Source organism: Lentilitoribacter sp. JB5-8, from assembly GCF_055693385.1.
Genome location: NZ_CM146332.1, coordinates 589,208 through 612,518, shown reverse-complemented (window position 1 = coordinate 612,518; position 23,311 = coordinate 589,208). Strand labels below are relative to the sequence as shown.

Sequence of the window (23,311 nt, the reverse complement as noted above, 5' to 3'; positions counted from 1 at the left end):
CCTTGGTAAAGTCAGTTATCGTTACCGGTGCCGCACAAGGCATCGGTTTTGCTATTGCCGAGCGATTTATTAAAGATGGCGCTCAGGTCATGATCAGTGACATCAATGAGGCAAAAGTCCTTGAGGCTCAAACCAAGCTATCCCCTTTGGGAGAGGTCGAGGTCTTTGTTGGCAATATTGGTGATCGCATCGATGTGCATAATTTGATAGCTGAAACACTAAGTGCCTTTGGCAAGATTGATCTGTTGGTCAATAATGCCGGTGTTGTTAAAGCTGGCGAGTTTCTTGAAATGACCGAAGAAGATTTTGATCAGGTCATGGATATCAATATCAAGGGTATGTTCTTAGCAAGCCAAGCCGTTGCAAAGCATCTTGTCTCACGTGTGGAGCAGGGGGAGAACCCGGGCTCTATCATCAATATTTCATCTGTGAATGACACTATGGTTTTGCCTTCGCAGATCGCTTACACCGTCTCTAAAGGTGCCGTGAAACAGTTAACCCGCGTGATGGCCGTGGCTCTTGCGCCTTATGGTATTCGCGTTAATGGCATCGGACCTGGTTCGATTAAAACTGAAATGCTTGCTACTGTTCTGGCTGATAAGTCAGCTGAGAAACGAATTTTAGAACGCACACCGATGGGCCGTATTGGTGATCCATCTGAGATCGCTTCTGTTGCAGCTTTTCTGGCGTCTAAAGATGCAAGTTATATTACGGGTGAGATTATCTATACAGATGGCGGTCGGATGCCACTTGGCTATTCCATGCAGATGGATGACGATAGTTAGTATAGCACAATAGAAAAAGGCTGGTACTCTTATTGAATACCAGCCTTAAATGTTTCACGTGAATCGTGCCAGCTGATTAGCTGTTTTCTTCACCAGCTTCATCTTCATCGCCTTTAAGGGATGAGAGGCTCGCAAAGACCGAATCAGCATCGTATTCTTTGTCCATATCATTTTCAGCAGGTTCTGCAGGTGTGTTCAAATCACCAGCAAATGTTTGTGTCTGCTCAGCAGGCATTAGTGTTTCACCTTGAGCTGCAGGTTCCATTGCAGGACGGTTTTTCGCAGCTTTCTCAACTTCCATGTCCAGATCAATCTGCGAACACAAACCAAGAGATACCGGATCCATTGGTGTAAGGTTAGCTGAGTTCCAGTGTGTACGATCGCGAATTTGAGCAATTGTGTTTTTGGTTGTTCCAGCCAGACGAGAGATTTGAGCGTCTTTAAGTTCTGGGTGATTACGTACCAACCACAAAATCGCATTTGGGCGATCCTGACGTTTTGACAATGGTGTGTAACGTGGGCCTTTGCGCTTTTTCTCAGGCAAGTGAACTTTCGATGTTGAAAGCACCAATTTATGTGTTGGCGTTTCTTCACCTTTTTTAATCTCTTCACGTGTCAGCTGACCCGTTGAGATTGGATCCAAACCCTTAATGCCTTGTGAAGCTTCGCCGTCAGCAATCGCTTTAACTTCGAGCGGATGAAGCTTACAAAAAAGCGCAATCTGATCAAATGTTAGTGCCGTGTTATCAACGAGCCAAATCGCTGTTGCTTTTGGCATGAGTAGCTGCTGTGCCATAGACGAATCCTTTTCTTAAGCATCGCGCCGGTTACGCGAGCCGTGGGGTAGTTTACCACAATTTCCGGAGAATTGTTTGAGCTTATAGCTAGATTTTTAACAAAATGCAATTGTGCAGAATTAAAGAAAAGTTTTCGCTTCTTGCTACGTTAAAACTTCTAATTCATCGCTGAGCCAATAGATCAAAAATCGATGGCTCTGCCATCAATTTCCCAGTCGCCAAATCGTGAAGGATCAGCCCCGCCACGGCCACCATATTCTTTGGCTATTTCTTCGCGTTTTTCATCGGCTAACTTGCGGCGTTCTTCAGCCTCAGCCAATGCGCGTTTAGCAACATCAGACAATTCTTTTTTCACAACAACGGCTTCTTGTTCAGAAGGTTTAGCGTTTTCTTCATTGCTGTGATCTTGCTGATCGGCACTCATGGATCTGACCTTTCGTAATCCGTGTTTGTCATATTAATGTTGAAACTGACGTAATTTACTACCATCTTTACGTATATATATCATCGTCTAGATCGATCAATGGAGTAAAATTGAAATGAATATGGTCAAAACAGCAATGCTGATCGCTTTTATGACGGCACTCTTTATGGGTGTTGGTTTCATGATTGGTGGAACTGGCGGCATGATGATCGCGCTGGTGATTGCGGCTTGTATGAACCTGTTCTCCTATTGGAAATCGGATAAAATGGTGCTTTCCATGCACCGCGCTAAAGAGGTGAACCGCAAGAACGCGCCTGAATATTATGGGATTGTTGAACAATTGGCTCAACGTGCTGGATTGCCGATGCCTAAGGTTTATATCATTGATAATCCGCAACCCAATGCATTTGCCACCGGTCGCAATCCAGAAAATTCAGCTGTTGCCGCAACAACCGGACTTTTAAACGCCTTAACTCGCGAAGAAGTCGCCGGGGTTATGGCGCATGAATTGGCCCATATTCAAAATCGAGACACGTTGACGATGACGATAACGGCAACGCTTGCAGGTGCGATTTCGATGCTTGGGAATTTTGCCATGTTCTTTGGTGGCAATAGAAATAACCCACTTGGATTTATCGGCGTCTTGGCTGCGATGATTGTCGCACCATTTGCTGCGATGATCGTTCAAATGGCGATCAGCCGCACGCGTGAGTATTCAGCGGATCGTCGAGGTGCAGAAATTTGCGATAATCCGATGTGGTTGGCCTCAGCGCTGGAAAAGATTGCAGCCGCGAGCGGTCGCACAGTCAATGAGGATGCGGAACGTAATCCCGCAACAGCTCATATGTTTATTATCAATCCGCTTAATGGTCAGCGGGCTGATAATCTATTTTCAACGCACCCTGCAACAGAGAACCGAATTAAAGCACTTCGTCAGATGGAAGCAGAGTTTTCAAGCCAATATGATCAATATGAAGATGATAGATTTGACAATTCCGATCGAGACGCGCATATGCGATCTACAACGACGCCATCTACAACGACACCTTGGGAACACCAGCGTGAGCAGTATGAGAATAAGCGCCCGGAAAAGGATGTAAAACCTGAGCCCGCGCCAAAATCAACTGATCTACCCGGACCTTGGGGCCGAAAGGGCGCTAAAAAATAAGGTTCGGATTTTTTGACTGATCACCAAAGACGTTATGATAAGCCCGGGTTATCTTCGCGCCAGGCTGCAAGTAAGTTATTATCAGCTATCATTGATAAGAAAACATCTATGGATGGCTTGCTAGATTTAAAAGGTGGCAATCCCGCATATCTGGATCTTACAGATCAAGACCGTTTGTTAGTAAAAGCAATATTGCTGAGCACGTTGCGGAACTATCAGATCATTGAAAAGTTCCTGGACCATTTATTGGAAAAGCCGTTGCCATCGGGGGCTGTATCGCTTCGTCACATTTTGCGAATTGGTGCCGCACAGATTTTATATCTCGATGTTCCAGATCATTCAGCAGTAGATTTGGCGGTTGAGCAGGCCAATATCGATCCTCGTAATAGAAGATTTGCTAATCTGGTCAACGCGATCTTGCGCCGTATGGCGCGTGAGAAAGACAAAATGCTGCCAAAGCTTGGCGAAAAGACAGCAATGCTGCCAGATTGGTATGCTAAGAAATTATCAAAATCATATGGTTTTAACCGAGCGCGCGGTATGATGGCATTAATGTCCAAACCAGCACCTGTCGATATCACGGTTAAATCAGATGCAGATAAATGGGCTGAAAAACTAGGTGGAACGAAACTCACAGATTGGTCTGTGAGACTAGAAAAGCTTGAAGGACCAATTCAGTCTCTAGAAGGTTTTGAGGATGGTGAATGGTGGGTGCAGGATGCCGCGGCCTCTTTGCCAGCGCGTTTATTTGGTGATCTGAGTAATAAACGTGTGATTGACCTTTGCGCGGCACCAGGTGGGAAAACAGCTCAGCTAATTCTTGCTGGCGCTGATGTGACGGCTCTTGATCGCTCAAAAAGTCGCTTGAACCGCTTAAACGAAAATTTAGCGCGCCTTAAACTCAAAGCCGATACACAATTGTCCCGCATGGAAAAATACGAAGTTGAAGAATTATTTGATATGGCGTTGTTAGATGCGCCATGTTCATCGACAGGTACGATAAGGCGGCATCCAGACGTCGTTTGGACCAAAGACTTAGATGATATTACCTATCTTGCAGGTGTTCAAAAGGGTCTGCTTGACCATGCGATTAGTTTGATTAAGCCTGGCGGTGTGGTTGTCTTTTCAAACTGTTCTCTTGAACCTGATGAAGGCGAAGACATGATCTTACGCTATATTGAAGAAAACTTAGATAAAGTTGAGCTTGTGCCAGCTGATCGTGAAAACTGTCAGGGCTTTGAAACAGCAATTACTCAAGAAGGTTTTGTGCGCACGACACCCGACTTTTGTGTGAAAGAAGATGCTCAATTGCAGGGGGTCGACGGCTTTTTTGCTGCAATTCTTCGTAAAAAACACTAAATCATCAGATTTTTATATTCCAATCACTATTTAGGGCTATTTTAAAACATTTGGTAATTCGTTAAGCTTACCCTCTGGATGAGTTGCTGGCTTTTGAACAAGGCCAGTAATTTGGGAAATATCGGACAAAACCGATAGGGGATGGGATTGGTCGCAAAATCGACAAATGTCGGAGCGCCGTTCAGACTGTATTTTACGGAAACGTGGAAACGGTTTAATCGGCGGATTATGTTGGGATGGATGTCGCCACTTAGATTTAGTGGGGCATCGCCTGATAGGCTTATGCTTGCGCCGGTTGATCTTCGCACATCTGATGCGTTCATTGCAAAGGAAATGGCGTCAGGCCGTTATCCCTTGGCCGATAAGGTTTTTGAGATCGAGGATAAATCCCCTTTTGAAATACAGCTGCCTCACGATGAATTTTTCAACGAACTGCATGGTTTTAGATGGCTTCGACATTTGCGTGCCAGTGATGATGAGGACACAAGATTTCTGGCCCAAAGACTAGTTGCCAGCTGGATGGTTCACCATTCAAAGCGTTTAAAAGGGCCGGCGTGGGAATTGGATATCGCTTCAAAACGTTTGATATCTTGGCTATCTCATTCGCCAATTATTTTGGCTGATGCAGATCATGATTTTTATAGAAGATTTATGGCAAACATTGCGCTTCATATCAGGTTCTTACGGCGTTCAGCACCTTCTCATAGAAATCCGACCTGGCGATTACAAGCGCGTATCGCCGTTGCAATGGCGAGCCTTTGCCTACCCTCATCAAATACTTTGCTTAAATCAGCCTCCAATGCACTTGACGAGGAGTTGGATAATCAGATCTTTGCAGATGGTGGTCATGTGTCGCGAAACCCGCAAGTGGTCTTAAACATCTTAGCTGATCTGTTGCCGTTGCGCCAAACTTATATCAATCTGGGGTCAGCATTGCCATTGTCGATGCTGCCTGCAATTGACCGTATGTTTGTTGCATTGCGCTTTTTCCGTCATTCCAGTGGCGAAATAGCGCTGTTTAATGGCGCAACACATACATCAGCAAATTTTTTGATGTCTATTTTGCAAAATGATGAAACAGGTGCGCAATTGCCGGTCAACCTATCACAAAGCGGATTTACGCGCTTAGAAGCCGCTAAAAGTATTGTGCTTATGGATAATGGCTATAGTCCAAAGGGTACCGTTTCGCGCAAAGCACATGCGGGTTGTTTGTCATTTGAATTTTCAAATGGTGCCAATCGATTAATTGTCAATTCAGGTGCGCCAAGATTTCAAGTCTCACGATTTGGAGAATTTGCGCGATTAACAGCTGCACATTCAGCGCTGGTTATCGAAAACACATCCTCTTCGCGCGTGTCTGGATCGGATTATTTGGGACCTATTTTTGTGCATGGTCCCAAAGAGATTGTTTTAGAAGATCTTAGTAATGAAGATCATATGGGTATTCGTGCGTCTCATGATGGGTACCGAAATGCTTTTGGTCTTGTTCATCAAAGACAGATCAGGCTAGATCGAGATGGAAAATTGCTTTCTGGGCTCGATATTTTAGAGGCGGCAGGCGGTGCTGAACATAAGGCTTCTATTGGACGCGAAGTTGATATTCGTTTTCATATCCACCCCTCAGTTCAACTTGAACAACTTACCGATGGTTCCATTTTACTTAATACCCATGATGGAGATCGCTGGATATTTAATGCAACGGTTAAGCCGAAGATAGAGCAGGACATCTTTTTTGCTGATGTCTTAGGCACGCGCAGAAGCGAACAAATTTGTGTTTCTTTCAATTCCAGCGAACATCACCGCATAGCTTGGATCTTAAAGGCTGTTGAAGTCAGCTAGTTTTTACCCCTTTTATAAGTCCAGCTGTTTTCTTTCTGCATGTTTTCATGTTAACGGATCGCCATCACCTTCATATTTTACCGGTTCCGCCAGATTTTTGAATTTATCGGCGCTGGTACCGAACGAAATCTCAAGTAGTCTGGAATAGCGATGAGCATTCAATCCAAAAAATATCCTGCACCCGATCAAGTTAAAATTAAGCGCGCATTGTTGTCTGTTTTTGATAAAACTGGTCTTATTGATTTTGCTAAAAAACTGACCGAACAAGGTGTTGAACTTATTTCCACGGGCGGAACAGCTAAAGCCTTGAAGGATGCAGGCTTAGCGTGTTCTGATGTTTCCGATATTACTAAATTCCCGGAAGTTATGGATGGACGGGTTAAAACATTACATCCAAGTGTGCATGGCGGTCTTTTGTCCATTCGTGATGATGAAGAGCATCAACAGGCACAATCAGAACATAATATCCCAGATATCGATCTAGCCGTGATTAATCTTTATCCGTTCGAAGAGGTCCGCTTTTCAGGTGGAGATTATCCATCCATTGTTGAAAATATCGACATCGGTGGTCCTGCTATGATCCGAGCAGCATCAAAAAATCATGCTTATGTTACTATTGTGACGCATCCTGATGATTATGATCGGGTTGCAGATGCTATCAGCGAAAATGATGGCCAAACACCCTATAAATTGCGCCAGGAACTAGCAGCATTGGCATACGCACGCACAGCTTCTTATGATGCGGCGATTGCGACATGGTTTGCATCAGAACTTGGACTTGAAAATCCGCGTTATCGCGCGGTAGGTGGCACGCTAAAAGATGTTATGCGTTATGGTGAAAACCCACATCAATCTGCTGGTTTTTATGTCACGGGTGAAAAACGCCCAGGTGTTGCGACAGCTGAGCTATTGCAAGGTAAGCAATTATCTTACAACAACATCAATGATACTGATGCAGCATTTGAACTTGTCGGTGAATTTGATCCGACCCGAGTTGCGGCATGTGCAATTATCAAACATGCCAATCCTTGCGGTGTTGCAGAGGGTGATAATCTTAAAGACGCTTATGAAAAAGCATTTGCTTGCGATTCTACATCAGCGTTCGGTGGCATTGTTGCATTTAACCGCGAATTGGATGCTGAAACAGCACAAGCTGTGATTAAAATCTTTACCGAAGTTATCATCGCGCCATCTGTAAGTGATGAGGCCCGTGAGATTATATCAGCAAAGAAAAACCTAAGACTTCTTGTGACAGGCGGTTTACCTGATCCGCGTGCGGATGGCATGACAGCTAAAACTGTTGCTGGCGGCATGCTTGTTCAAAACCGCGATAATGGTTGTGTGGATGACTTAGATCTTAAGGTTGTTACCAAACGTGCGCCAAGTGAAGCTGAACTAAATGATTTAAAATTTGCATTCCGTGTTGCCAAACATGTTAAGTCAAATGCGATTGTTTATGTAAAAGATGGTGCGACAGTTGGTGTTGGCGCGGGTCAAATGAGCCGTGTTGATTCATCTCGTATCGCAGCACGAAAAGCGCAGGATGCAGCCGATGCTATCGGATCAGATAATGTTCTAACCAATGGCAGCGTTGTTGCATCTGATGCGTTTTTCCCATTTGCTGATGGCTTGATCTCAGCAGTTGAAGCTGGTGCAACCGCTGTTATTCAACCAGGTGGTTCTATGCGCGATGATGAAGTGATCGAAGCTGCTGATAAAGCAGGCATTGCAATGGTCTTTACCGGAATGCGCCACTTCCGTCATTAGTCGGCTAATTATTTCAAAATGATAAGGACGAGGCAATGTGATATTTGCCTCGCCTGTTTGTTTATCCGCGGGAAAGATCTGTGATTAATCCAGCTGCAATGGTGAGTTTTGCAACACTTGCATCGCTTGAGCTGATTAAATCATTTACCTGGCTTTGAACCTGAGCAATTCGAAGATTGTTCTCGCTTTGCCAAGCATCCACCGGGTTATCACTATCTCTAAATTTCACCAATGCAGACGTTGATAATACCCGTCGTGCCTGAGAGATTTCATCCAAGCTACGAGAAAGTGCAAGTTTATCATAAAAGTCTGAAACCACGACTTGATCCGCAGCGTTGAGTAATCGACCAATGATCAAAGCTTCTGTCACCCGGAAGAAGGCAGTAGATGCTTCATCAAGGCTCGTCTGAGTTAGTGCTGAAATCTGGTTGATCTCAGGGATCAAGGTGCGGATGTTAAGTTCTGCAATATCTTTGGCGAGCTTTTTGGGAACAGATTGTTCGATTAACTGTTCCTGCACCTGGTTGATGTGGTTTTGCATAAACTGAGGTAGGTAATGACCAAGTTTTGGGCTTAATTCCTCACATGCGCTTTGCAATCGCGGAACGGACGATGACAAATCACTATGGATGGCGTTGGTTTTAAGTGCCCACCCTGTGGTTTTAATCAACGCGTCACAGGTTTTGCCATATAATTGGTTTTGAAGCGCACCATCGATCTTATTGTCCAAGCCATCAATCGCATTGAAAATTGTATCAAAAAACAATCCATCACGGGATAAGATATAGGCTTTGACAATGTCATCTGGTGATGCGCCGGTTTTATCCTGCATCTGAACGATTGTTGCAGGTCCGCCGCGGTTTATTGCGTCATTGACGATTAGTGTTGAGATAATTTCGCGGCGCAATCGATGCGACATGATATCTTGCTCATGTGCTTTGAGCATTTTACCTGGGAAATAGCTCACCAGCGTATCTTTGAAATAGTCTTCATCTGGTAGTGAGCTATCAATAACATCGTCAAACAGCACGATCTTAGCATATGATAATAAGACACCGATCTCTGGTCTTGTAAGCGAATTGCCACTTGCCAGTCTTTCTTGCAGCGTCACATCATCAGGAAGTGTTTCCACTTGGCGATTTAATTGACCATTGCCTTCCAAAATCGTCATGAGGCGCGCAAGTTCGCCACCGGCCGTCACTCCTTGTTGTTGTACCAGTGAGATTGCAAGTGTTTGCAGGTAGTTATTGCGCAAAACCAGTTTAGACACGTCATTGGTCATGGAAGACAACAGTCTATTGCGTTTTGGCAGATCAAGACGGTCATCACGGATTGCATTTGCAAGTGCGATCTTAATATTTACTTCCACATCGGATGAATTTACCCCAGCGGAATTATCGATCGCATCAGAGTTACATCTACCGCCATTTTGTGCGTAGGAAATACGTGCGCTTTGGGTGATCCCTAAATTTGCACCTTCGCCAATTACTTTTGCACCAACTTGTTTTGCTGTCACACGAATTGGGTCATTGGCACGATCGCCAACATCCGCATCACTTTCGCTTTCATCTCGGATATAAGTGCCGATACCGCCAAACCATAAAAGGTCAACTTGTGCCTTTAAGATTGCCGTTAGGATTTGATGAGGTGACGCTATTTTTGCGTCCATACCCAATAATTTTGCGACTTCCGAGGTTAGCGTGACGGATTTTTCCTGACGAGAAATAATCATGCCGCCCTGAGACATCAGCTCTTTATTATAGGATTGCCAGGATGAGCGATCGAGTTCAAATAGGCGTTTGCGTTCAGCAAAGCTTGTTGCACAATCGGGATCTGGATCGATGAAAATATCTCGATGATCAAATGCTGCAACAAGTTTGATCTTTTCTGACAGCAACATACCATTACCAAAAACATCGCCAGACATATCGCCAACACCTGCGACCGTAAATGGCTCGTTTTGAATGTCGATATTCATCTCGCGGAAGTGTCGTTTTACAGCCTCCCAGCCACCTTTTGCGGTAATGCCCATTTTCTTATGGTCGTAACCAGCAGATCCACCGGATGCAAAGGCGTCATCAAGCCAGAAACCCTGATCCTGACTGATCGCATTGGCAGTATCTGAAAATGTTGCAGTGCCTTTGTCCGCTGCAACCACAAAATATGGATCATCGCCATCATGACGCACAGTATTTTGCGGCGGGATAACATCATCACCGCGCAAATTGTCAGTGATCGACAACATCGTGCCGATGAACAGTTTGTAAGCTTCACGACCAGCGTGGATAAAGGCTTCACGATCTCCGCCTGTTGGCAATTGTTTTGGATAAAAACCACCTTTTGATCCCACCGGAACAATCACCGCATTTTTGACCTGTTGTGCTTTTACAAGTCCCAAAACTTCCGTTCGATAATCCTCTGCTCGATCAGACCAGCGCAAACCGCCGCGGGCAACGGGGCCAAAGCGTAAGTGAACCCCTTCCACATCCGCGCCATATACAAAGATCTCGCGGAAAGGTACAGGCTCAGGTAATCCATCGAGTTCGCGTGGATTGAATTTAAATGCTAAAATAGGATTTGGCCGGCCGTTTTCCATAATTTGGAAATAGTTGCAGCGCAGAGTTCCTAAAATCGCATTGGACATGCGTGTGATAATACGGTCGTCATCAAGGCTCGGAACATTTTCAAGCGCAGAATTAATTTCTGTCAGAATATTATTTTGAACGCTGGCCCGATCTTCTTCGCTGAGTTGAGGATCAAACCTGTTTTGGAATAGTTCGAACAGATTTTTGGAAATGTCAGGATATTTCACTAAAGTTTCAGCGATATAGCGTTGCGAATATGTGATACCGGCTTGACGCAAATATCGGGCATAGGCGCGCATAACTTTTGCTTCGCGCACTGTAAGACCGCTAGAAACGACGAGATGGTTATAAAGGTCATTATCGCTTAAACCGCGCCATACATTTTTAAATGCTGCTTCAAGGCGATCGTGGTCGCGTTCAAGATCAAGATCAGTGTTTGCAGGAAGATTTAATTCCATATCGTGGATGATAACGGGTTTAGGTGTGCCGTTGTCATTTTTTACATCTACCTCGTAGGTTTGTTCGCTGATGACACCAAAGCCCAAATTTTCCAACAATGGTACGCGACGCGATAAACTAAGTGTTTCGCGCGCATGGAAAATCTTCATTGAGATGTGATCATCCAGGTTATCATCACGTTTTAAAAACGTAATGCGCATCTCATCTGTTTTGGTGCAGGCAATCAAATTTTCTAAATCCGCATAGCTTTCATCGGCGGAGAAATGTTCTTTGTAAGATTGATTGACTGTTAAACGCGCAGCGTCTAATCCAGCTAACTCGTTAAATTGATCTTCCCAGCGGGTTACGATAATTTGAACATCATGTTCGAGCTGTTTTTGGTCAAATTTTGGTGTTTTGCCGCCTGAACGACCGATGATGAAATGAACGCGCGTAATGCTTTCATTTGGGAAAGCTGGATAAAACGCTGAGACCCGGTCACCATAAACGGATTTTAAGTAATGGCCGATTTTTTCGCGGACAATCGAGTTATATTGATGACGGGGAACGTAAACTAAAATTGAGACATAACGATCAAAACGGTCGATCCGCGGCAGAACCCTTACGCGCGGTCTATCTTCCATATCATTAATCTGAACACAAAACTCGTATAGCAATTTTGTATCGATTTGAAACAGGTCATCACGTGGGTAAGATTCAAGCGTATTGAGCAGGTTTTTACCGGAATGACTGTCTTCATCAAAGCCAAATTTGGCAATAACTTTGTTGATTTTTGTGCGAAGCAACGGAATTTTTGTGACCGATGTTGCATATGCGCTGGATGTAAACAGGCCTATAATACGCAATTCACCGGTCACTTCGCCTTTAGAATTGTATCTTTTAACCCCAATGTAATCCATATATGTGCGGCGATGGACGACCGAACGCATATTGGCTTTTGTAACGATGATATGGTCTTTGCCTTCCAAGAAAGCAATGATCTCGGGCGTTGTGGTGACCTTTTCTTTGCCTAAACGCAATACAGCCAGATCTGGGTCTGAAAGAATACCTAGTCCTTTTTTACCATCATGTTTGAGTTTTGAAACTTTGGCAGTGCTTGAATAGGTGTATTCTCGCATGCCCAAAAAGGTGAAGTTCCGATCTTTCAACCATTCAAGATAAGCAATTGCTTCTTGGCGGCCTTTGTAGTCTTTCTTGCTTGGAATATTTTCAATATCGGCAATGGCTTTATCAATTGCAGATAGCATTGGGCGCCAATCACGAACGGCATTGTTGACTTGTTTAAGAACATTGGCGATGCGCGACTTAAACTCAGCGGCTTCTGATTTTGTAAACTGCGGCAAGACAATTTGAATGTGGCTAACCTGTAGTTCGTCACCTTCTTTATTATTGGCATTGCGTAGCTTTAAATTACCCTTCTCATCCCAAAGGATAATTGGATGCAGGGACATATAGATCTGGCGCCCGCCCGCAGTGACCTCCGAGATTATGGAATCATATAAAAACGGTTTGTTGACCGAAGTGATAGAGATTATAGACGTTGGTTTTCCATCAACATGGATATCGTCACTTTGGCGAATATTGACCTTGGGTGCTTTGCCTGACCAGTTATCAATTTCGGCAGCCCCAAATATGGCAATGTCGGCAAGCATTTTCGGTAAAAATAATGATATATCGTCGCTGTTTGTGGGGGCAAAAATTTCTATTGGTAAGTGGCGTTTGGCTTTTTTTGACCTGAGTGCTTTTTCAGTTTCTAAGATTAACTGTTTGAAGCTCGTGCCCGATGTCATTTTTGCAATCTCCCAATCTGCGACCGACAAATCAGAGCCTAACAAAAGATATGAAAATGGCGACCCTATTCCTCACAAACTTTGTGTTTTTTTCACTTCTTGAGGATTTTTAGTTTCGAAATGGGTATTTTTGATCAAAATGAGGTAATTTTTGCGTCAAAATTATCGAGTTAGTCTTCTTCTGACTAATTTCGAATCAAATTTTTTATTGGTATTCACTTCGGCTTCAGCGTAGATAAACTCATGATCATCCAGAACCGTTGGGAGTTTATGATGGAAGATGATGACGTATCGCGTAAAGCCAAACGAGAGCTTGAGAAATTATCTGAAGATGGCGGGTTATTAAATGCGCCTCGTTTAAAGAAGAAATCAAAAACTGTAGCCGGTCACTTCAGTGCCGATGATGTTGATGCCGATGACCCGGTTGAATTGTGGGGAACAAGAATAGCGCGCAGTTTATCATTGATTGCTTTTATTGCGCTAGCGATATGGCTTTATCTTAAATATTTCCAGAACTAGGTGGGTTAAGTGTCCGATCGCTCAGCTAATACCAATGCTCAATCTTTTCAAAATCCAGCGGCTAAAAAAGCTGTCATAGTGATTTCCAGTCATGTGGTTCGGGGATCTGTTGGCAACCGTGCTGCAGTTTTTGCGTTGGAAGCGCTTGGGTTTCCTGTTTGGGCTTTACAAACTGTTACCCTTCCCTGGCATCCTGGTCATGGTCCCTCAACTCGAATTGTTCCAGATGCTCAGCAGTTTGATGCAGTTATAGATGATCTTTGCTCAGTACCATGGCTTCATGAAGTGGGTGCGATTTTATCAGGGTATTTAGGTGAAGCGTCTCAGGCGGCCTCAATTGGGAAGCTTGTGAACGCAGTCAAAGCAAAAACAGATGATGCACTTTATGTTTGTGATCCGGTAATCGGAGATTTAGGTGGTCTTTATGTGCCGGAAGCAACAGCACATGCAATTAAAGATGAATTGTTGCCATTGGCGGATATCACAACGCCAAATCAATATGAATTGGCTTGGCTGAGTGGGCAAGAGATTTCCGATAATCAGGATATTATCGATGCATCTAAAAATTTGGGGCCAAATACCGTATTAACGACATCAGCTTTTGCAATGATGCGAAATTCGATGGCTAATTTATTGCACCATGAAAATGATAATATCCTTTCAGAGCATAGATTGTTTAATACAGCGATTAACGGTGCTGGTGATTTGACCGCAGCATTGTTGCTTGCGCGGACGCTTTCAGGTTTTGATGATGAGATGACTTTGCAGTGGGTTACGTCGAGTGTTTTTGAAATTTTAAGCCAGACAAATAAGCTTGGTCACAATGAATTGGTGCTTGAACAAGATATTTCGAGCCTTGTTCGTCCACAAGCTATGGTTCAAATGCGTAAGCTTCATGACAAAAATTAACGCTGATTTGTAGAAATATTGTGGGAGAACACGTTTTTAATTGATCTTCCTTATGGATGGAATTATTGCACTGCTCATCGCCCTAATATGGTCTAAAAGAAGTCCTAACCTTTTAGTATATGATTAGCGTTAAATAGTTTGAGGGGAAAACTTATGCGCCGCACTATTAATACAATTGTTTTAGCGAGTGCATTGAGTAGTGTTTGTATGACTGCTTTCGCACAAAATAATAAAACCGCTATTAAGCCGTGGTTTCAGGCTTTATCGCCTGTTGATCGCGAAGTTATTTCAGAATTATTGGCGGATAATGCTCAAATTGAGTTGAAAGACTTTGATATTACCCAGTCTAAGGATGAGTTTGTTGAAGCTTTGGACAATTGGGAAGAAGCAATCGAAAATGGATCTATCGCCTATAAAATTGATGAAGACGCATCAAGTGAAGAAAACATAACAACAACTGTATGTTATAAATTTCCATCAAATGAGCTGATGACTGTTGAAACTTTTGAATTCAACGACGGTATGATTGTAAAATCTATTCAGAAAACCGTCGCTGAAAATTGTGCTGATTTTTAAAAGGTAGTGCCGCCTTTATTTATCGATTTCAGCACCGATTGCGGCAATAGCTTTTTGGTAAACCCCGGCTGCATTCCAAGCTTTAATGGCGCGGAAGTTTGTTTGGCCAACTTGGTATCCGGCGCCACGTTTCCAACCTTTTCCTTTTAAAAAGTTTGCAGTTGAGGCAAGCGCATCTGCTTTTGTGCCAAGGTTTAGGCGACGATTGCCATCACCATTTGCACCATATTTTAAAACATTCGCTGGGAGAAATTGCGTTTGACCAATTTCACCATGTGCTGCACCTTTAAAGTTTGGATCCAGCCAACCCTTATCGATCAATTTTAAAAGTGCGTAGAGTTGTGTCGTGAAAAATTCGGAACGTCGGCAATCATAAGCAAGCGTCGCAACAGCTGACACGGTATGTTGATTGCCGCTAAAGCGACCAAATCCGGATTCCATACCCCAAATCGCGATTAACACGCCTGCGGGAACACCATATTTTTTCTCCAGGCGATTAAACAAAGCAGCATTGGTCTTCTTTAGTTTTTTGCCGCGCGAGATTATTGCAGGTGCGCCGCGTTTTTGCATGAACTGATTGAATGATAGCTTGAAGCTGCGCTGGTTGCGATCAAGGCTAATTGTTTTCTTCGCATAGGATGCATTTGCAAAAGCGCGATCCAACGTTCTTTTGGAAACGCCCTTCTTGGCTGCTTCCTTTTTAAATTCACCAACCCATTTTGAAAAATTGCCAGATGTATTTGAGCAACTTAACGCCAATGCCGGTGTTGAAAATGTTAATGCGGCCAAAACTGCAACTGTAATGGTAGATTTCTTCATCATCGAACGCTCCCCGCGAGGTCTAAATCTTATCGAATCAATTTGGAACGAGCATAACCTAACCTAGAAAATAAAAAAACGACACCTCCATCTGATTGATAAAAGGTGTCGTTTTGATGTAAATTCAGAATTAATTGGTTTTATGATTTTGCTTTAATCAAACCGCGATTGACCAATAGTTCGGCAATTTGCACTGTGTTCAATGCAGCACCTTTGCGCAAGTTGTCTGAGACAACCCAGATGTTTAGACCATTTTCAACGGTTGCATCTTCGCGAATACGAGAGATGTAGGTCGCATCTTCACCAGCGCATTCATATGGTGTGACATAGCCACCATCTTCATGCTTATCAACGACCAAACAACCTGGAGCTTCGCGCAGGATATCGCGCGCTTCATCGGCTGTGATTTCGTTTTCAAACTCAATGTTGACAGATTCAGCATGACCAATGAAGACCGGAACGCGAACCGCTGTGCAAGTCACTTTGATTTTCGGGTCCAGCATCTTTTTAGTTTCTGCCAGAACTTTCCATTCTTCTTTGGTATATCCATCTTCCATGAAGACATCGATATGCGGAATGGCGTTGAATGCAATGCGTTTTGTAAACACGTTGTTTTCAATCGGATCTGCAACGAATACAGCGCGGCTTTGGTTGAATAACTCGTCCATGCCGTCTTTACCTGCGCCCGATACAGACTGGTAAGTTGAAACCACAATACGTTTGATATTTGCTTTGTCGTGAAGTGGTTTTAATGCCACAACCAATTGTGCTGTCGAACAGTTTGGATTAGCGATAATGTTCTTTTTGGTAAATCCGTCGATAGCTTCCGGGTTTACTTCCGGCACAATCAAAGGAACTTCAGCATCATAACGCCAAGCAGAAGAGTTATCGATGACTACGCAACCCTGCGCACCAATTTTTGGCGACATCTTTTTAGATACAGAACCACCAGCTGACATCAAACAGATGTCTGTTGTTGAAAAGTCGTGAGCTTCAAGATTTTTTACAACAAGCGTCTTATCGCCGTAAGAAACTTCTCGGCCTACTGAACGCGAAGACGCTAGCGGGATAATTTCAGATGCGGGAAAGCCGCGCTCTTCGAGAATATTGAGCATTTCGCGCCCAACATTGCCAGTTGCACCGGCGATTGCAATTTTAAAACTCATTTTGAATGTCCTGTCTCTCTCCGCATTTTTGACCACTTTCAACGTGGCCTCATCCCCGACTACCGGGGAGAGTGCGGCAGACGAGAGGTGTTACGTTGTTTTTGTCGTCTTGATTGCCGTTTTGGCGATAGAATTTGCATATGCGAATTGCGCTGCAGACAGGTTTACACCCGCCGCATTCATCAAACTTAAATTTTGCAATTCACTAAAAATCATTACAATTCCAATTTGGATCTATCGGGGCGGTTAATGCCCCGATTTTTCCCAAGAGTCAATCTAGCTTAATGCGTTAAATGAACGATTAACCCAATAGAGCTGAATATTCAGCCAAAATTGCATCACCCATCTCGCTTGTTGAGATTTGTGTGCAGCCATCTGACATGATGTCGCCAGTACGTTTGCCAGTGTCTAGAACGTTGGCAATGGCTTTTTCAACCATGTTTGCTTCATCAACCATGTTGAACGAATAACGAAGACACATGGCAAAAGATGAGATCATCGCAATCGGGTTGGCAATGCCTTGGCCTGCAATATCAGGTGCTGAACCGTGAACTGGTTCATATAGCGCTTTGCGACTGCCAGTTTTTGCATCCGGTGCACCCAATGATGCAGATGGCAACATGCCAAGTGAACCTGTGAGCATTGCAGCGATATCAGACAACATATCACCAAACAGGTTATCACAGACAATTACGTCAAACTGTTTTGGCCAGCGAACGAGCTGCATGCCGCCTGCGTCGGCTAACATGTGGCTTAGTTCAACGTCTGAATAGTTTGCACCGTGTGTTGCAGTGACCACTTCGTTCCAAAGAACGCCGGATTTCATCACATTGCGTTTTTCCATCGAGCAAACTTTGTTTTGGCGTGTGCGTGCCATCTCAAATGCCACACCTGAAATACGCTCGATTTCGTAAGTGTCGTAAACTTGCGTATCAATGCCGCGTTTCTGGCCGTTACCAAGATCGATGATTTCTTTTGGCTCACCGAAATAAACACCACCGGTCAATTCGCGAACAATCAAAATATCCAAGCCTTCAACGACTTCAGGCTTCAAGGAAGATGAATTAGCTAGCGCTGGGTAGCAAATAGCAGGGCGAAGATTGGCGAAAAGCTCCATATCTTTACGCAAACGTAACAAACCAGCTTCAGGGCGCGCTTCATAAGGAACATCATCCCATTTTGGTCCGCCAACAGCACCAAATAGCACAGCATCAGCTGCCATAGCTTTTTCCATGTCAGCATCTGAGATAGATTCGCCATGCGCATCATAGGCGGATCCGCCAACAAGACCTTCATCTGTTTCAAAGCCTGAATTTTGCTTTTCGTTCATAAAAGCAATGAGCTTACGAACTTCGTTCATGGCTTCTGGGCCAATGCCGTCACCGGGCAGAAGGAATAGTTTGCGTGTCATGGAAAATACCTGTTCTTTTTTGATTGATTAAGTTGATTAAGAGTTTATCTGGCGTAAGGCTGTAACCTCAATTTCAACTTTCATCTCGGGTTTAATAAGGCCGGCGACTATCATCGTTGCGGCAGGTTGAATGCCTTTGAAGAAGTTTCCCAGTATCGGGAATACAATGTCTGAATATTCGGCCTTGGTGATAATGTAATTGGCTTTGATGATGTCTGAGCGTTTAAAACCTGCATCAATGATTGCTTTATCAATTGTTGCTAGGCAATTGGCGGTTTGTTTAGACACCTCATCCGGCATGACCATAGTTTTGTAGTCATACCCGGTGGTGCCAGAAACAAAGCAAAAATCACCTTGAACGACAGCACGTGAATAACCTGCTGTTTTCTCAAAATCCGATCCTGTTGAGATGAGATTTCGCATCTTAAGTCCTCAAGGTGATTGTCTTACATGAAGTTGTTGGATCAATTTTGCTTGCTTACGCCCAAGGACGCGTGTCATCCAATTTGCCTTCATATGTGTCGATTGCGGCTGCTTTTTCCAGGGTAAGGGCAATATCGTCGAGACCGTTGAGCAAACAATGCTTGCGGAATGGGTCGATATCAAATGAGATCACGCCGCCATCAGGCCCCTTGATTTCTTGATTTTCCAAATCAATTGTCATTGTTGAGTTAGAACCGCGATCAGCATCATCAAGAAGTTTTTCAAGTTCTTCAGGTGTGACAACAATCGGCAAAATGCCGTTTTTGAAGCAATTGTTATAGAAAATATCAGCGAAGCTGGTTGAGATTACGCAGCGGATACCGAAGTCGAGCAAGGCCCATGGCGCATGTTCACGTGATGAACCGCAACCAAAATTATCACCAGCAACCAAAATCTCTGCATTGCGATAGGCTGGTTTATTGAGCACAAAATCAGGTTTTTCAGAACCATCTTCGTTAAAACGAGATTCTGCAAAAAGACCAACAGAAAGGCCAGTGCGCTTGATAGTTTTAAGGTAGTCTTTTGGAATGATCATGTCCGTGTCAATGTTGATGACAGGATAAGGTGCTGCAACACCTGTGAGCGTTGTGAATTTTTCCATTATTTTCATCCATATGAAGTTTGTAGCTGCGTTTACCAAACATATGTGAGAAAAAGAAGTGTTTTTTGTAAGAAATAGCGATTTGCTGCGTTTTGATGCCGCCAAGAACCAAAGAAATAGAGCGATATGAGTGATAAAGACCTGTCTAATATTAAAATCCCGGAAGCTATCAGGCCTGTGCGGCCAAGAAGGTCGGTCTTATATGTTCCGGCAAATAATGAACGCGCTTTAGAGAAGTCGCTCACATTGTTGTCCGATGTCATTATCTATGATTTGGAAGATGCGATCTTACCCGCACAAAAGGAAAATGCGCGTGAGACTTTGCGGGCTTTTTTAAAGGAAAAGTTTCCAAACGGCATAAAAGACAGCAAGAAAGAGATCTTAATCCGGATAAATGCACTTTCAAGTGTATGGGGTAGTGAAGACCTTATGGCCGTGCGCGCCATCATGCCGTCTGGTATATTGCTGCCAAAGGTTTCAGAAGCCGATGATATTATCGAGGTCAATGATGCTTTGGTTGAAATGGATACTCCGCATGAGCTACGTCTATGGGCGATGATCGAAACCCCACGCGGTATTTTAAATGTTGCTTCGATTGCTAGATATGCCCGAACACCAGGCACAAGACTAGATTGTTTTGTTGCCGGAACGAATGATCTGGTCAAGGAAACAGGCGTGATGCCGCAAAAAGGGCGCCCATATTTGTCCAATTGGCTTAGTCAAATTGTGCTCTCGGCGCGCGCTTACGGCCTTGATGTGATCGATGGCGTTTATAATGATTTTAAAGATGCATCTGGGTTTGAGCTTGAAAGCTTAGATGGGCGCGCGATGGGTTTTGATGGCAAATCGCTTATTCATCCCAACCAGATCGACTTTGCAAATGAAGCATTTGGGATTAAAGCCGATGCTTTGAGCGAAGCGCATGAGATTATCGATGCATTCGCTGATGCTATAAACAAAGATGCGGGCGTTATCCAAGTGAATGGCAAAATGGTTGAGCGCCTTCACTTAGAAATGGCTGAGAAACTCGTTGAAAAATCGAAATTGATATCAAATTAGGGTTATTATTATGAAACTTTACCGTTTTTTGTCCGGACCGGATGATTCAAGCTTTTGCCATCGTATAACCGATGCCTTGAATAAGGGATGGACCCTTCACGGATCGCCTGTTTATACATTTAATCAGGCAGAAAATCGTATGCAATGCGGGCAAGCGGTTTGCAAAGAAGTTGAAGGTAAAACCTATTCGCCGGATATGAAGCTCGGTGAACAATAAACCTATCTTCAAGTCAACAAGATTTGTCAAACCGGGTGATGTTACATCTTATTTGCGTGTGAAAATTGCGATAGGATAATTGCTATGAACAAACGAAAAAATGCTCAACATTTGTGGGTTAATTATCATGATCGGATGGAGCGGGTCACCGATTACATCCTTCACAATCTTGATAAAGATCTGGATTTGATGGTGTTAGCAGATATTGCGTGTTTATCACCCTATCATTGGCACCGGGTATACGCTGGTATGACCGGCGAAACGATTACGCAAACTGTTAAACGGCTTCGGTTGCAGCTTGCTGGTCAACAATTGATTTCAACCGATTTGCCGATTGACGAAATTGGTAAGCGTTGCGGCTATCCAAATTTGCAATCTTTCACGCGCATTTTCGCAGACCATTTTGAAATGCCGCCGGGCGAATATCGTCATCGTGGCTATCATACGGTTTATGATGTTCCAAGTACTGAAAGAGATGCAAAAATGTATGATGTAGAGATTAAATCAATTGACCCTGTAACCCTTGCGGGCCTTCCGCATAAAGGGTCCTATATGGAAATCGGAGGTAAGTTTGAACAAGCGGTTGGGCTTTGTATTGGCCAGGGCGCGATTAAAGATATGATTGCCATGGTTGGTATTTATTACGATGATCCGGGCTCTGTTGCCGTTGATGAATTGCGGTCTTTTGCCGGCGCAGTAGTAAATGATGACCAAAGCGTTGAGGCGCCGCTTGAGATTTCGAAAATTGATGGCGGGAAATACGCTGTTTTGACCCATAAAGGTCCATATGGTGAATTGTCCAAAGCTTATACCTGGTTCTATGGGAGTTGGATCCCAGAAGCCGGGCATGAATTTGCTGATGCACCCCCATTTGAGAAATATCTTAATAGTCCAAGAGACACAGCACCTGGTGATTTGATCACTGAGATTCATGTGCCGTTGAAGAACTAGATTGGAATTAATGCAATGAGTAAATCAACAAAAAGCTGGAATGAAAAATATGACATCGCCAATGCGAAAGGTCATGAAATCAAACGCGTCAACAAGGACATGATGGGTATGAAGGCTGGTCAGTTAATGCTCATTGCTACACCTAAAATGGTGGCAGATATTATTGCCACCATCCCCGAAGGTGAGATCAAAGACACGGGATTTTTACGCGCTGAACTTGCCAAGCAATCCGAGACTGATGTGACATGCCCAGTCACTACTGGAATTTTTGTCAGAATTATCTGTGAAGCCTCAAATGAAGATTACCAAAATGGTGCTAATTTATCCGATCTTGTACCTTTCTGGCGGGTTTTGGGTGAAAAGGCTCCAATCCGCAAAAAACTGTCTTTTGATCTTGAGCCTTATTTAACGCAGCAATCGTTAGAAGCTGCTTAGGCTTTCGTCGCATTTATCTGCCCCAGAACATAAATTCCGTAGCAGGCGATCAGACATGCTAACCCTGAAAATATTGTGCGTGTCTGGTTCCAGAATTGCCATTCGTTTGAGTAATCTTTCCAGATTTCCTGCGCTTCCTGTGGTGCAAGCGGCATTTGAAGCAGCGCAAGCTGCTCATTCATCGGCACGTTGATTGTAAATGTGAGCACTGCACCACCGAATAAATAGATCATGCCTGATAACGCGAATATCAGCGCAAGTTTTTTGAGTTTTAGAGAGGCAGCAATGCCAGATGTGATGAGCAAAGCTGGCGTTGTTCCGAAAAAGATGAGGCCGAATATGGCATTTCGGACGGATGCGTTCATGCCTTGCATAGCTTGAATGGCAACTTCGCTGTCAATTTGGTCGAGCCCCCACATAGTTGAGCTGACCCAGGCATAGAAAAATCCAAATATTGCGGCGGATAAAAGCGTGGATGTGAAAGCCGTAGTTTTCAATAGATGTTTCATAATTTCCTCAAAAAGCGTAATTATATGTACGTATTTACATATCCGTAATTTAGTGTACGATAATTGTCAAGCGAGGTGATTATGCGTGAAAGTGCACAAAAAGAACGACGGCGATTAATTGAAGAAGCGGCTTATGCGCTAATTGATGAAAAAGGCTATGATAATATTTCAATGCTCGCGATTGCCAAACGTGCAAAAGCATCAAACGAAACGCTCTATCGCTGGTATGGTGATAAGAAAGGCTTATTTCAGGCGATGGTGATCCGCAATGCAGATGATGTTTATGCGAGTTTGACCCAAGACCTCGAAGCCCATCGCGATCCTATGCAAATATTAGAAGATATCAGCCTCAAACTTGTAAGGCTTGTAACAAGTGATCGTGCGATTGCGCTCAATCGTGCTGCGGCTGCGGATGCGAGCGGAGAACTTGGAATTGCCTTATCAAAGGTTGGGCGCGAACGTGTTTTGCCGCTGATCTCAAAGGTCCTTGGTCAGATCAAAGATCAGGGCACATTCGGTGATCTATCTTTAGATGAAGTTACACGTCTTTACATGAATTTGCTCATTGGAGATCTACAAATTCGGCGTGCCATTGGTGTGATGCCTGCACCAAATGAAACAGAATTGAAGACCACAACGCGAAAGGCCTTGGATCATCTTCTCAAATTTGCTTGAACTATCAA

The 23,311-nt window shown here is 43.9% G+C and carries 22 protein-coding genes; 13 read left to right on the top strand and 9 right to left on the bottom strand.

The annotated features are described in order from the left end of the window. The first annotated feature begins 2 nt into the window (after positions 1 to 2). A complete protein-coding gene (locus ACZ1GZ_RS02945) occupies positions 3 to 785 on the top strand; it encodes an SDR family NAD(P)-dependent oxidoreductase (RefSeq protein WP_315946375.1) in 783 nt (260 codons plus the stop codon). Between the two features lie 76 nt (positions 786 to 861). Here ACZ1GZ_RS02945 and ACZ1GZ_RS02940 read toward each other — a convergent pair whose 3' ends face one another. Both ACZ1GZ_RS02940 and ACZ1GZ_RS02935 read right to left on the bottom strand, forming a co-directional pair. Further along, on the bottom strand, positions 862 to 1,581 hold the full coding sequence (locus ACZ1GZ_RS02940) for a DUF1013 domain-containing protein (protein ID WP_472666931.1): 720 nt from the start codon (positions 1,579 to 1,581) through the stop codon (positions 862 to 864). A gap of 182 nt (positions 1,582 to 1,763) precedes the next feature. Beyond that, positions 1,764 to 2,006, bottom strand: coding sequence for a DUF1674 domain-containing protein (locus ACZ1GZ_RS02935; RefSeq protein WP_315946373.1), 243 nt, complete (start codon positions 2,004 to 2,006; stop codon positions 1,764 to 1,766). Between the two features lie 115 nt (positions 2,007 to 2,121). Between ACZ1GZ_RS02935 and htpX the strand changes: the two genes are divergently transcribed. The 4 genes from htpX to purH all read left to right on the top strand — a co-directional run bounded on the left by htpX (position 2,122) and on the right by purH (position 8,139). Next, positions 2,122 to 3,174: a zinc metalloprotease HtpX gene (gene htpX, locus ACZ1GZ_RS02930; RefSeq protein WP_472666930.1), complete on the top strand. Its 1,053-nt coding sequence runs from the start codon at positions 2,122 to 2,124 to the stop codon at positions 3,172 to 3,174. Between the two features lie 12 nt (positions 3,175 to 3,186). After that, entirely contained in the window at positions 3,187 to 4,533 is a 1,347-nt protein-coding gene (locus ACZ1GZ_RS02925; protein ID WP_472666929.1) for an RsmB/NOP family class I SAM-dependent RNA methyltransferase, read from the top strand. Between the two features lie 147 nt (positions 4,534 to 4,680). Beyond that, positions 4,681 to 6,372 carry a heparinase II/III family protein gene (locus ACZ1GZ_RS02920; RefSeq protein WP_472666928.1) on the top strand — a complete coding sequence of 564 codons (1,692 nt, stop codon included), beginning with the start codon at positions 4,681 to 4,683 and terminating at the stop codon, positions 6,370 to 6,372. A gap of 150 nt (positions 6,373 to 6,522) precedes the next feature. Continuing rightward, positions 6,523 to 8,139, top strand: coding sequence for a bifunctional phosphoribosylaminoimidazolecarboxamide formyltransferase/IMP cyclohydrolase (gene purH / locus ACZ1GZ_RS02915; RefSeq protein ID WP_472666927.1), 1,617 nt, complete (start codon positions 6,523 to 6,525; stop codon positions 8,137 to 8,139). 61 nt (positions 8,140 to 8,200) lie between these two features. On the opposite strand, the gene ACZ1GZ_RS02910 is transcribed toward purH, so the two are convergent. Further along, positions 8,201 to 12,973, bottom strand: a complete 4,773-nt coding sequence (locus ACZ1GZ_RS02910) for an NAD-glutamate dehydrogenase (RefSeq protein ID WP_472668215.1) — start codon at positions 12,971 to 12,973, stop codon at positions 8,201 to 8,203. A 243-nt stretch (positions 12,974 to 13,216) separates the two neighbouring features. Here ACZ1GZ_RS02910 and ACZ1GZ_RS02905 point away from each other — a divergent pair, with 243 nt between their 5' ends. From ACZ1GZ_RS02905 to ACZ1GZ_RS02895, 3 genes are all read left to right on the top strand, one after another. After that, positions 13,217 to 13,492, top strand: coding sequence for a hypothetical protein (locus ACZ1GZ_RS02905; RefSeq protein WP_472666926.1), 276 nt, complete (start codon positions 13,217 to 13,219; stop codon positions 13,490 to 13,492). Between the two features lie 9 nt (positions 13,493 to 13,501). Continuing rightward, positions 13,502 to 14,401: a pyridoxal kinase PdxY gene (pdxY, locus tag ACZ1GZ_RS02900; protein WP_472666925.1), complete on the top strand. Its 900-nt coding sequence runs from the start codon at positions 13,502 to 13,504 to the stop codon at positions 14,399 to 14,401. 153 nt (positions 14,402 to 14,554) lie between these two features. Then, the gene (locus ACZ1GZ_RS02895; protein WP_472666924.1) at positions 14,555 to 14,977 is read left to right on the top strand and encodes a hypothetical protein; all 423 of its coding nucleotides are present in this window, start codon (positions 14,555 to 14,557) and stop codon (positions 14,975 to 14,977) included. A 15-nt stretch (positions 14,978 to 14,992) separates the two neighbouring features. Here ACZ1GZ_RS02895 and ACZ1GZ_RS02890 read toward each other — a convergent pair whose 3' ends face one another. From ACZ1GZ_RS02890 to leuD, 5 genes are all read right to left on the bottom strand, one after another. Next, positions 14,993 to 15,799, bottom strand: a complete 807-nt coding sequence (locus ACZ1GZ_RS02890; RefSeq protein WP_472666923.1) for a lytic murein transglycosylase — start codon at positions 15,797 to 15,799, stop codon at positions 14,993 to 14,995. Between the two features lie 137 nt (positions 15,800 to 15,936). Continuing rightward, on the bottom strand, positions 15,937 to 16,962 hold the full coding sequence (locus ACZ1GZ_RS02885) for an aspartate-semialdehyde dehydrogenase (RefSeq protein ID WP_472666922.1): 1,026 nt from the start codon (positions 16,960 to 16,962) through the stop codon (positions 15,937 to 15,939). Between the two features lie 301 nt (positions 16,963 to 17,263). Further along, entirely contained in the window at positions 17,264 to 18,373 is a 1,110-nt protein-coding gene (gene leuB, locus ACZ1GZ_RS02880) for a 3-isopropylmalate dehydrogenase (RefSeq protein WP_472666921.1), read from the bottom strand. Positions 18,374 to 18,409: 36 nt separating this feature from the next. Beyond that, complete coding sequence (locus ACZ1GZ_RS02875; protein WP_472666920.1) at positions 18,410 to 18,796, bottom strand: RidA family protein; 387 nt, start codon at positions 18,794 to 18,796, stop codon at positions 18,410 to 18,412. A gap of 55 nt (positions 18,797 to 18,851) precedes the next feature. Further along, positions 18,852 to 19,457, bottom strand: a complete 606-nt coding sequence (gene leuD, locus ACZ1GZ_RS02870) for a 3-isopropylmalate dehydratase small subunit (protein WP_472666919.1) — start codon at positions 19,455 to 19,457, stop codon at positions 18,852 to 18,854. 126 nt (positions 19,458 to 19,583) lie between these two features. Between leuD and ACZ1GZ_RS02865 the strand changes: the two genes are divergently transcribed. The 4 genes from ACZ1GZ_RS02865 to ACZ1GZ_RS02850 all read left to right on the top strand — a co-directional run bounded on the left by ACZ1GZ_RS02865 (position 19,584) and on the right by ACZ1GZ_RS02850 (position 22,119). After that, positions 19,584 to 20,516, top strand: coding sequence for an HpcH/HpaI aldolase/citrate lyase family protein (locus tag ACZ1GZ_RS02865; RefSeq protein ID WP_472666918.1), 933 nt, complete (start codon positions 19,584 to 19,586; stop codon positions 20,514 to 20,516). 10 nt (positions 20,517 to 20,526) lie between these two features. Next, a complete protein-coding gene (locus ACZ1GZ_RS02860) occupies positions 20,527 to 20,733 on the top strand; it encodes a DUF1737 domain-containing protein (RefSeq protein ID WP_472666916.1) in 207 nt (68 codons plus the stop codon). 84 nt (positions 20,734 to 20,817) lie between these two features. Beyond that, positions 20,818 to 21,684 carry an AraC family transcriptional regulator gene (locus tag ACZ1GZ_RS02855; protein WP_472666915.1) on the top strand — a complete coding sequence of 289 codons (867 nt, stop codon included), beginning with the start codon at positions 20,818 to 20,820 and terminating at the stop codon, positions 21,682 to 21,684. 15 nt (positions 21,685 to 21,699) lie between these two features. Next, positions 21,700 to 22,119, top strand: a complete 420-nt coding sequence (locus tag ACZ1GZ_RS02850) for a hypothetical protein (RefSeq protein ID WP_472666914.1) — start codon at positions 21,700 to 21,702, stop codon at positions 22,117 to 22,119. On the opposite strand, the gene ACZ1GZ_RS02845 is transcribed toward ACZ1GZ_RS02850, so the two are convergent. Beyond that, positions 22,116 to 22,628, bottom strand: a complete 513-nt coding sequence (locus ACZ1GZ_RS02845) for an anthrone oxygenase family protein (protein WP_472666913.1) — start codon at positions 22,626 to 22,628, stop codon at positions 22,116 to 22,118. The two genes, ACZ1GZ_RS02850 and ACZ1GZ_RS02845, sit on opposite strands and share 4 nt — an antisense overlap. A gap of 81 nt (positions 22,629 to 22,709) precedes the next feature. Here ACZ1GZ_RS02845 and ACZ1GZ_RS02840 point away from each other — a divergent pair, with 81 nt between their 5' ends. Beyond that, a complete protein-coding gene (locus ACZ1GZ_RS02840) occupies positions 22,710 to 23,303 on the top strand; it encodes a TetR/AcrR family transcriptional regulator (RefSeq protein ID WP_472666912.1) in 594 nt (197 codons plus the stop codon). The last annotated feature ends 8 nt before the right edge of the window (positions 23,304 to 23,311 follow it).

What these genes read in the sequence shown, in the direction of transcription:
- ACZ1GZ_RS02940 (WP_472666931.1), bottom strand. Translation starts at nt 1,581, where the DNA reads ATGGCACAGCAGCTACTCATGCCAAAAGCAACAGCGATTTGGCTCGTT.
- ACZ1GZ_RS02935 (WP_315946373.1), bottom strand. Translation starts at nt 2,006, where the DNA reads ATGAGTGCCGATCAGCAAGATCACAGCAATGAAGAAAACGCTAAACCT.
- htpX (WP_472666930.1), top strand. Translation starts at nt 2,122, where the DNA reads ATGAATATGGTCAAAACAGCAATGCTGATCGCTTTTATGACGGCACTC.
- purH (WP_472666927.1), top strand. Translation starts at nt 6,523, where the DNA reads ATGAGCATTCAATCCAAAAAATATCCTGCACCCGATCAAGTTAAAATT.
- ACZ1GZ_RS02910 (WP_472668215.1), bottom strand. Translation starts at nt 12,973, where the DNA reads ATGACATCGGGCACGAGCTTCAAACAGTTAATCTTAGAAACTGAAAAA.
- ACZ1GZ_RS02905 (WP_472666926.1), top strand. Translation starts at nt 13,217, where the DNA reads ATGATCATCCAGAACCGTTGGGAGTTTATGATGGAAGATGATGACGTA.
- ACZ1GZ_RS02895 (WP_472666924.1), top strand. Translation starts at nt 14,555, where the DNA reads ATGCGCCGCACTATTAATACAATTGTTTTAGCGAGTGCATTGAGTAGT.
- ACZ1GZ_RS02890 (WP_472666923.1), bottom strand. Translation starts at nt 15,799, where the DNA reads ATGATGAAGAAATCTACCATTACAGTTGCAGTTTTGGCCGCATTAACA.
- ACZ1GZ_RS02885 (WP_472666922.1), bottom strand. Translation starts at nt 16,962, where the DNA reads ATGAGTTTTAAAATTGCAATCGCCGGTGCAACTGGCAATGTTGGGCGC.
- leuB (WP_472666921.1), bottom strand. Translation starts at nt 18,373, where the DNA reads ATGACACGCAAACTATTCCTTCTGCCCGGTGACGGCATTGGCCCAGAA.
- ACZ1GZ_RS02875 (WP_472666920.1), bottom strand. Translation starts at nt 18,796, where the DNA reads ATGCGAAATCTCATCTCAACAGGATCGGATTTTGAGAAAACAGCAGGT.
- leuD (WP_472666919.1), bottom strand. Translation starts at nt 19,457, where the DNA reads ATGGAAAAATTCACAACGCTCACAGGTGTTGCAGCACCTTATCCTGTC.
- ACZ1GZ_RS02865 (WP_472666918.1), top strand. Translation starts at nt 19,584, where the DNA reads ATGAGTGATAAAGACCTGTCTAATATTAAAATCCCGGAAGCTATCAGG.
- ACZ1GZ_RS02860 (WP_472666916.1), top strand. Translation starts at nt 20,527, where the DNA reads ATGAAACTTTACCGTTTTTTGTCCGGACCGGATGATTCAAGCTTTTGC.
- ACZ1GZ_RS02855 (WP_472666915.1), top strand. Translation starts at nt 20,818, where the DNA reads ATGAACAAACGAAAAAATGCTCAACATTTGTGGGTTAATTATCATGAT.
- ACZ1GZ_RS02850 (WP_472666914.1), top strand. Translation starts at nt 21,700, where the DNA reads ATGAGTAAATCAACAAAAAGCTGGAATGAAAAATATGACATCGCCAAT.
- ACZ1GZ_RS02845 (WP_472666913.1), bottom strand. Translation starts at nt 22,628, where the DNA reads ATGAAACATCTATTGAAAACTACGGCTTTCACATCCACGCTTTTATCC.
- ACZ1GZ_RS02840 (WP_472666912.1), top strand. Translation starts at nt 22,710, where the DNA reads ATGCGTGAAAGTGCACAAAAAGAACGACGGCGATTAATTGAAGAAGCG.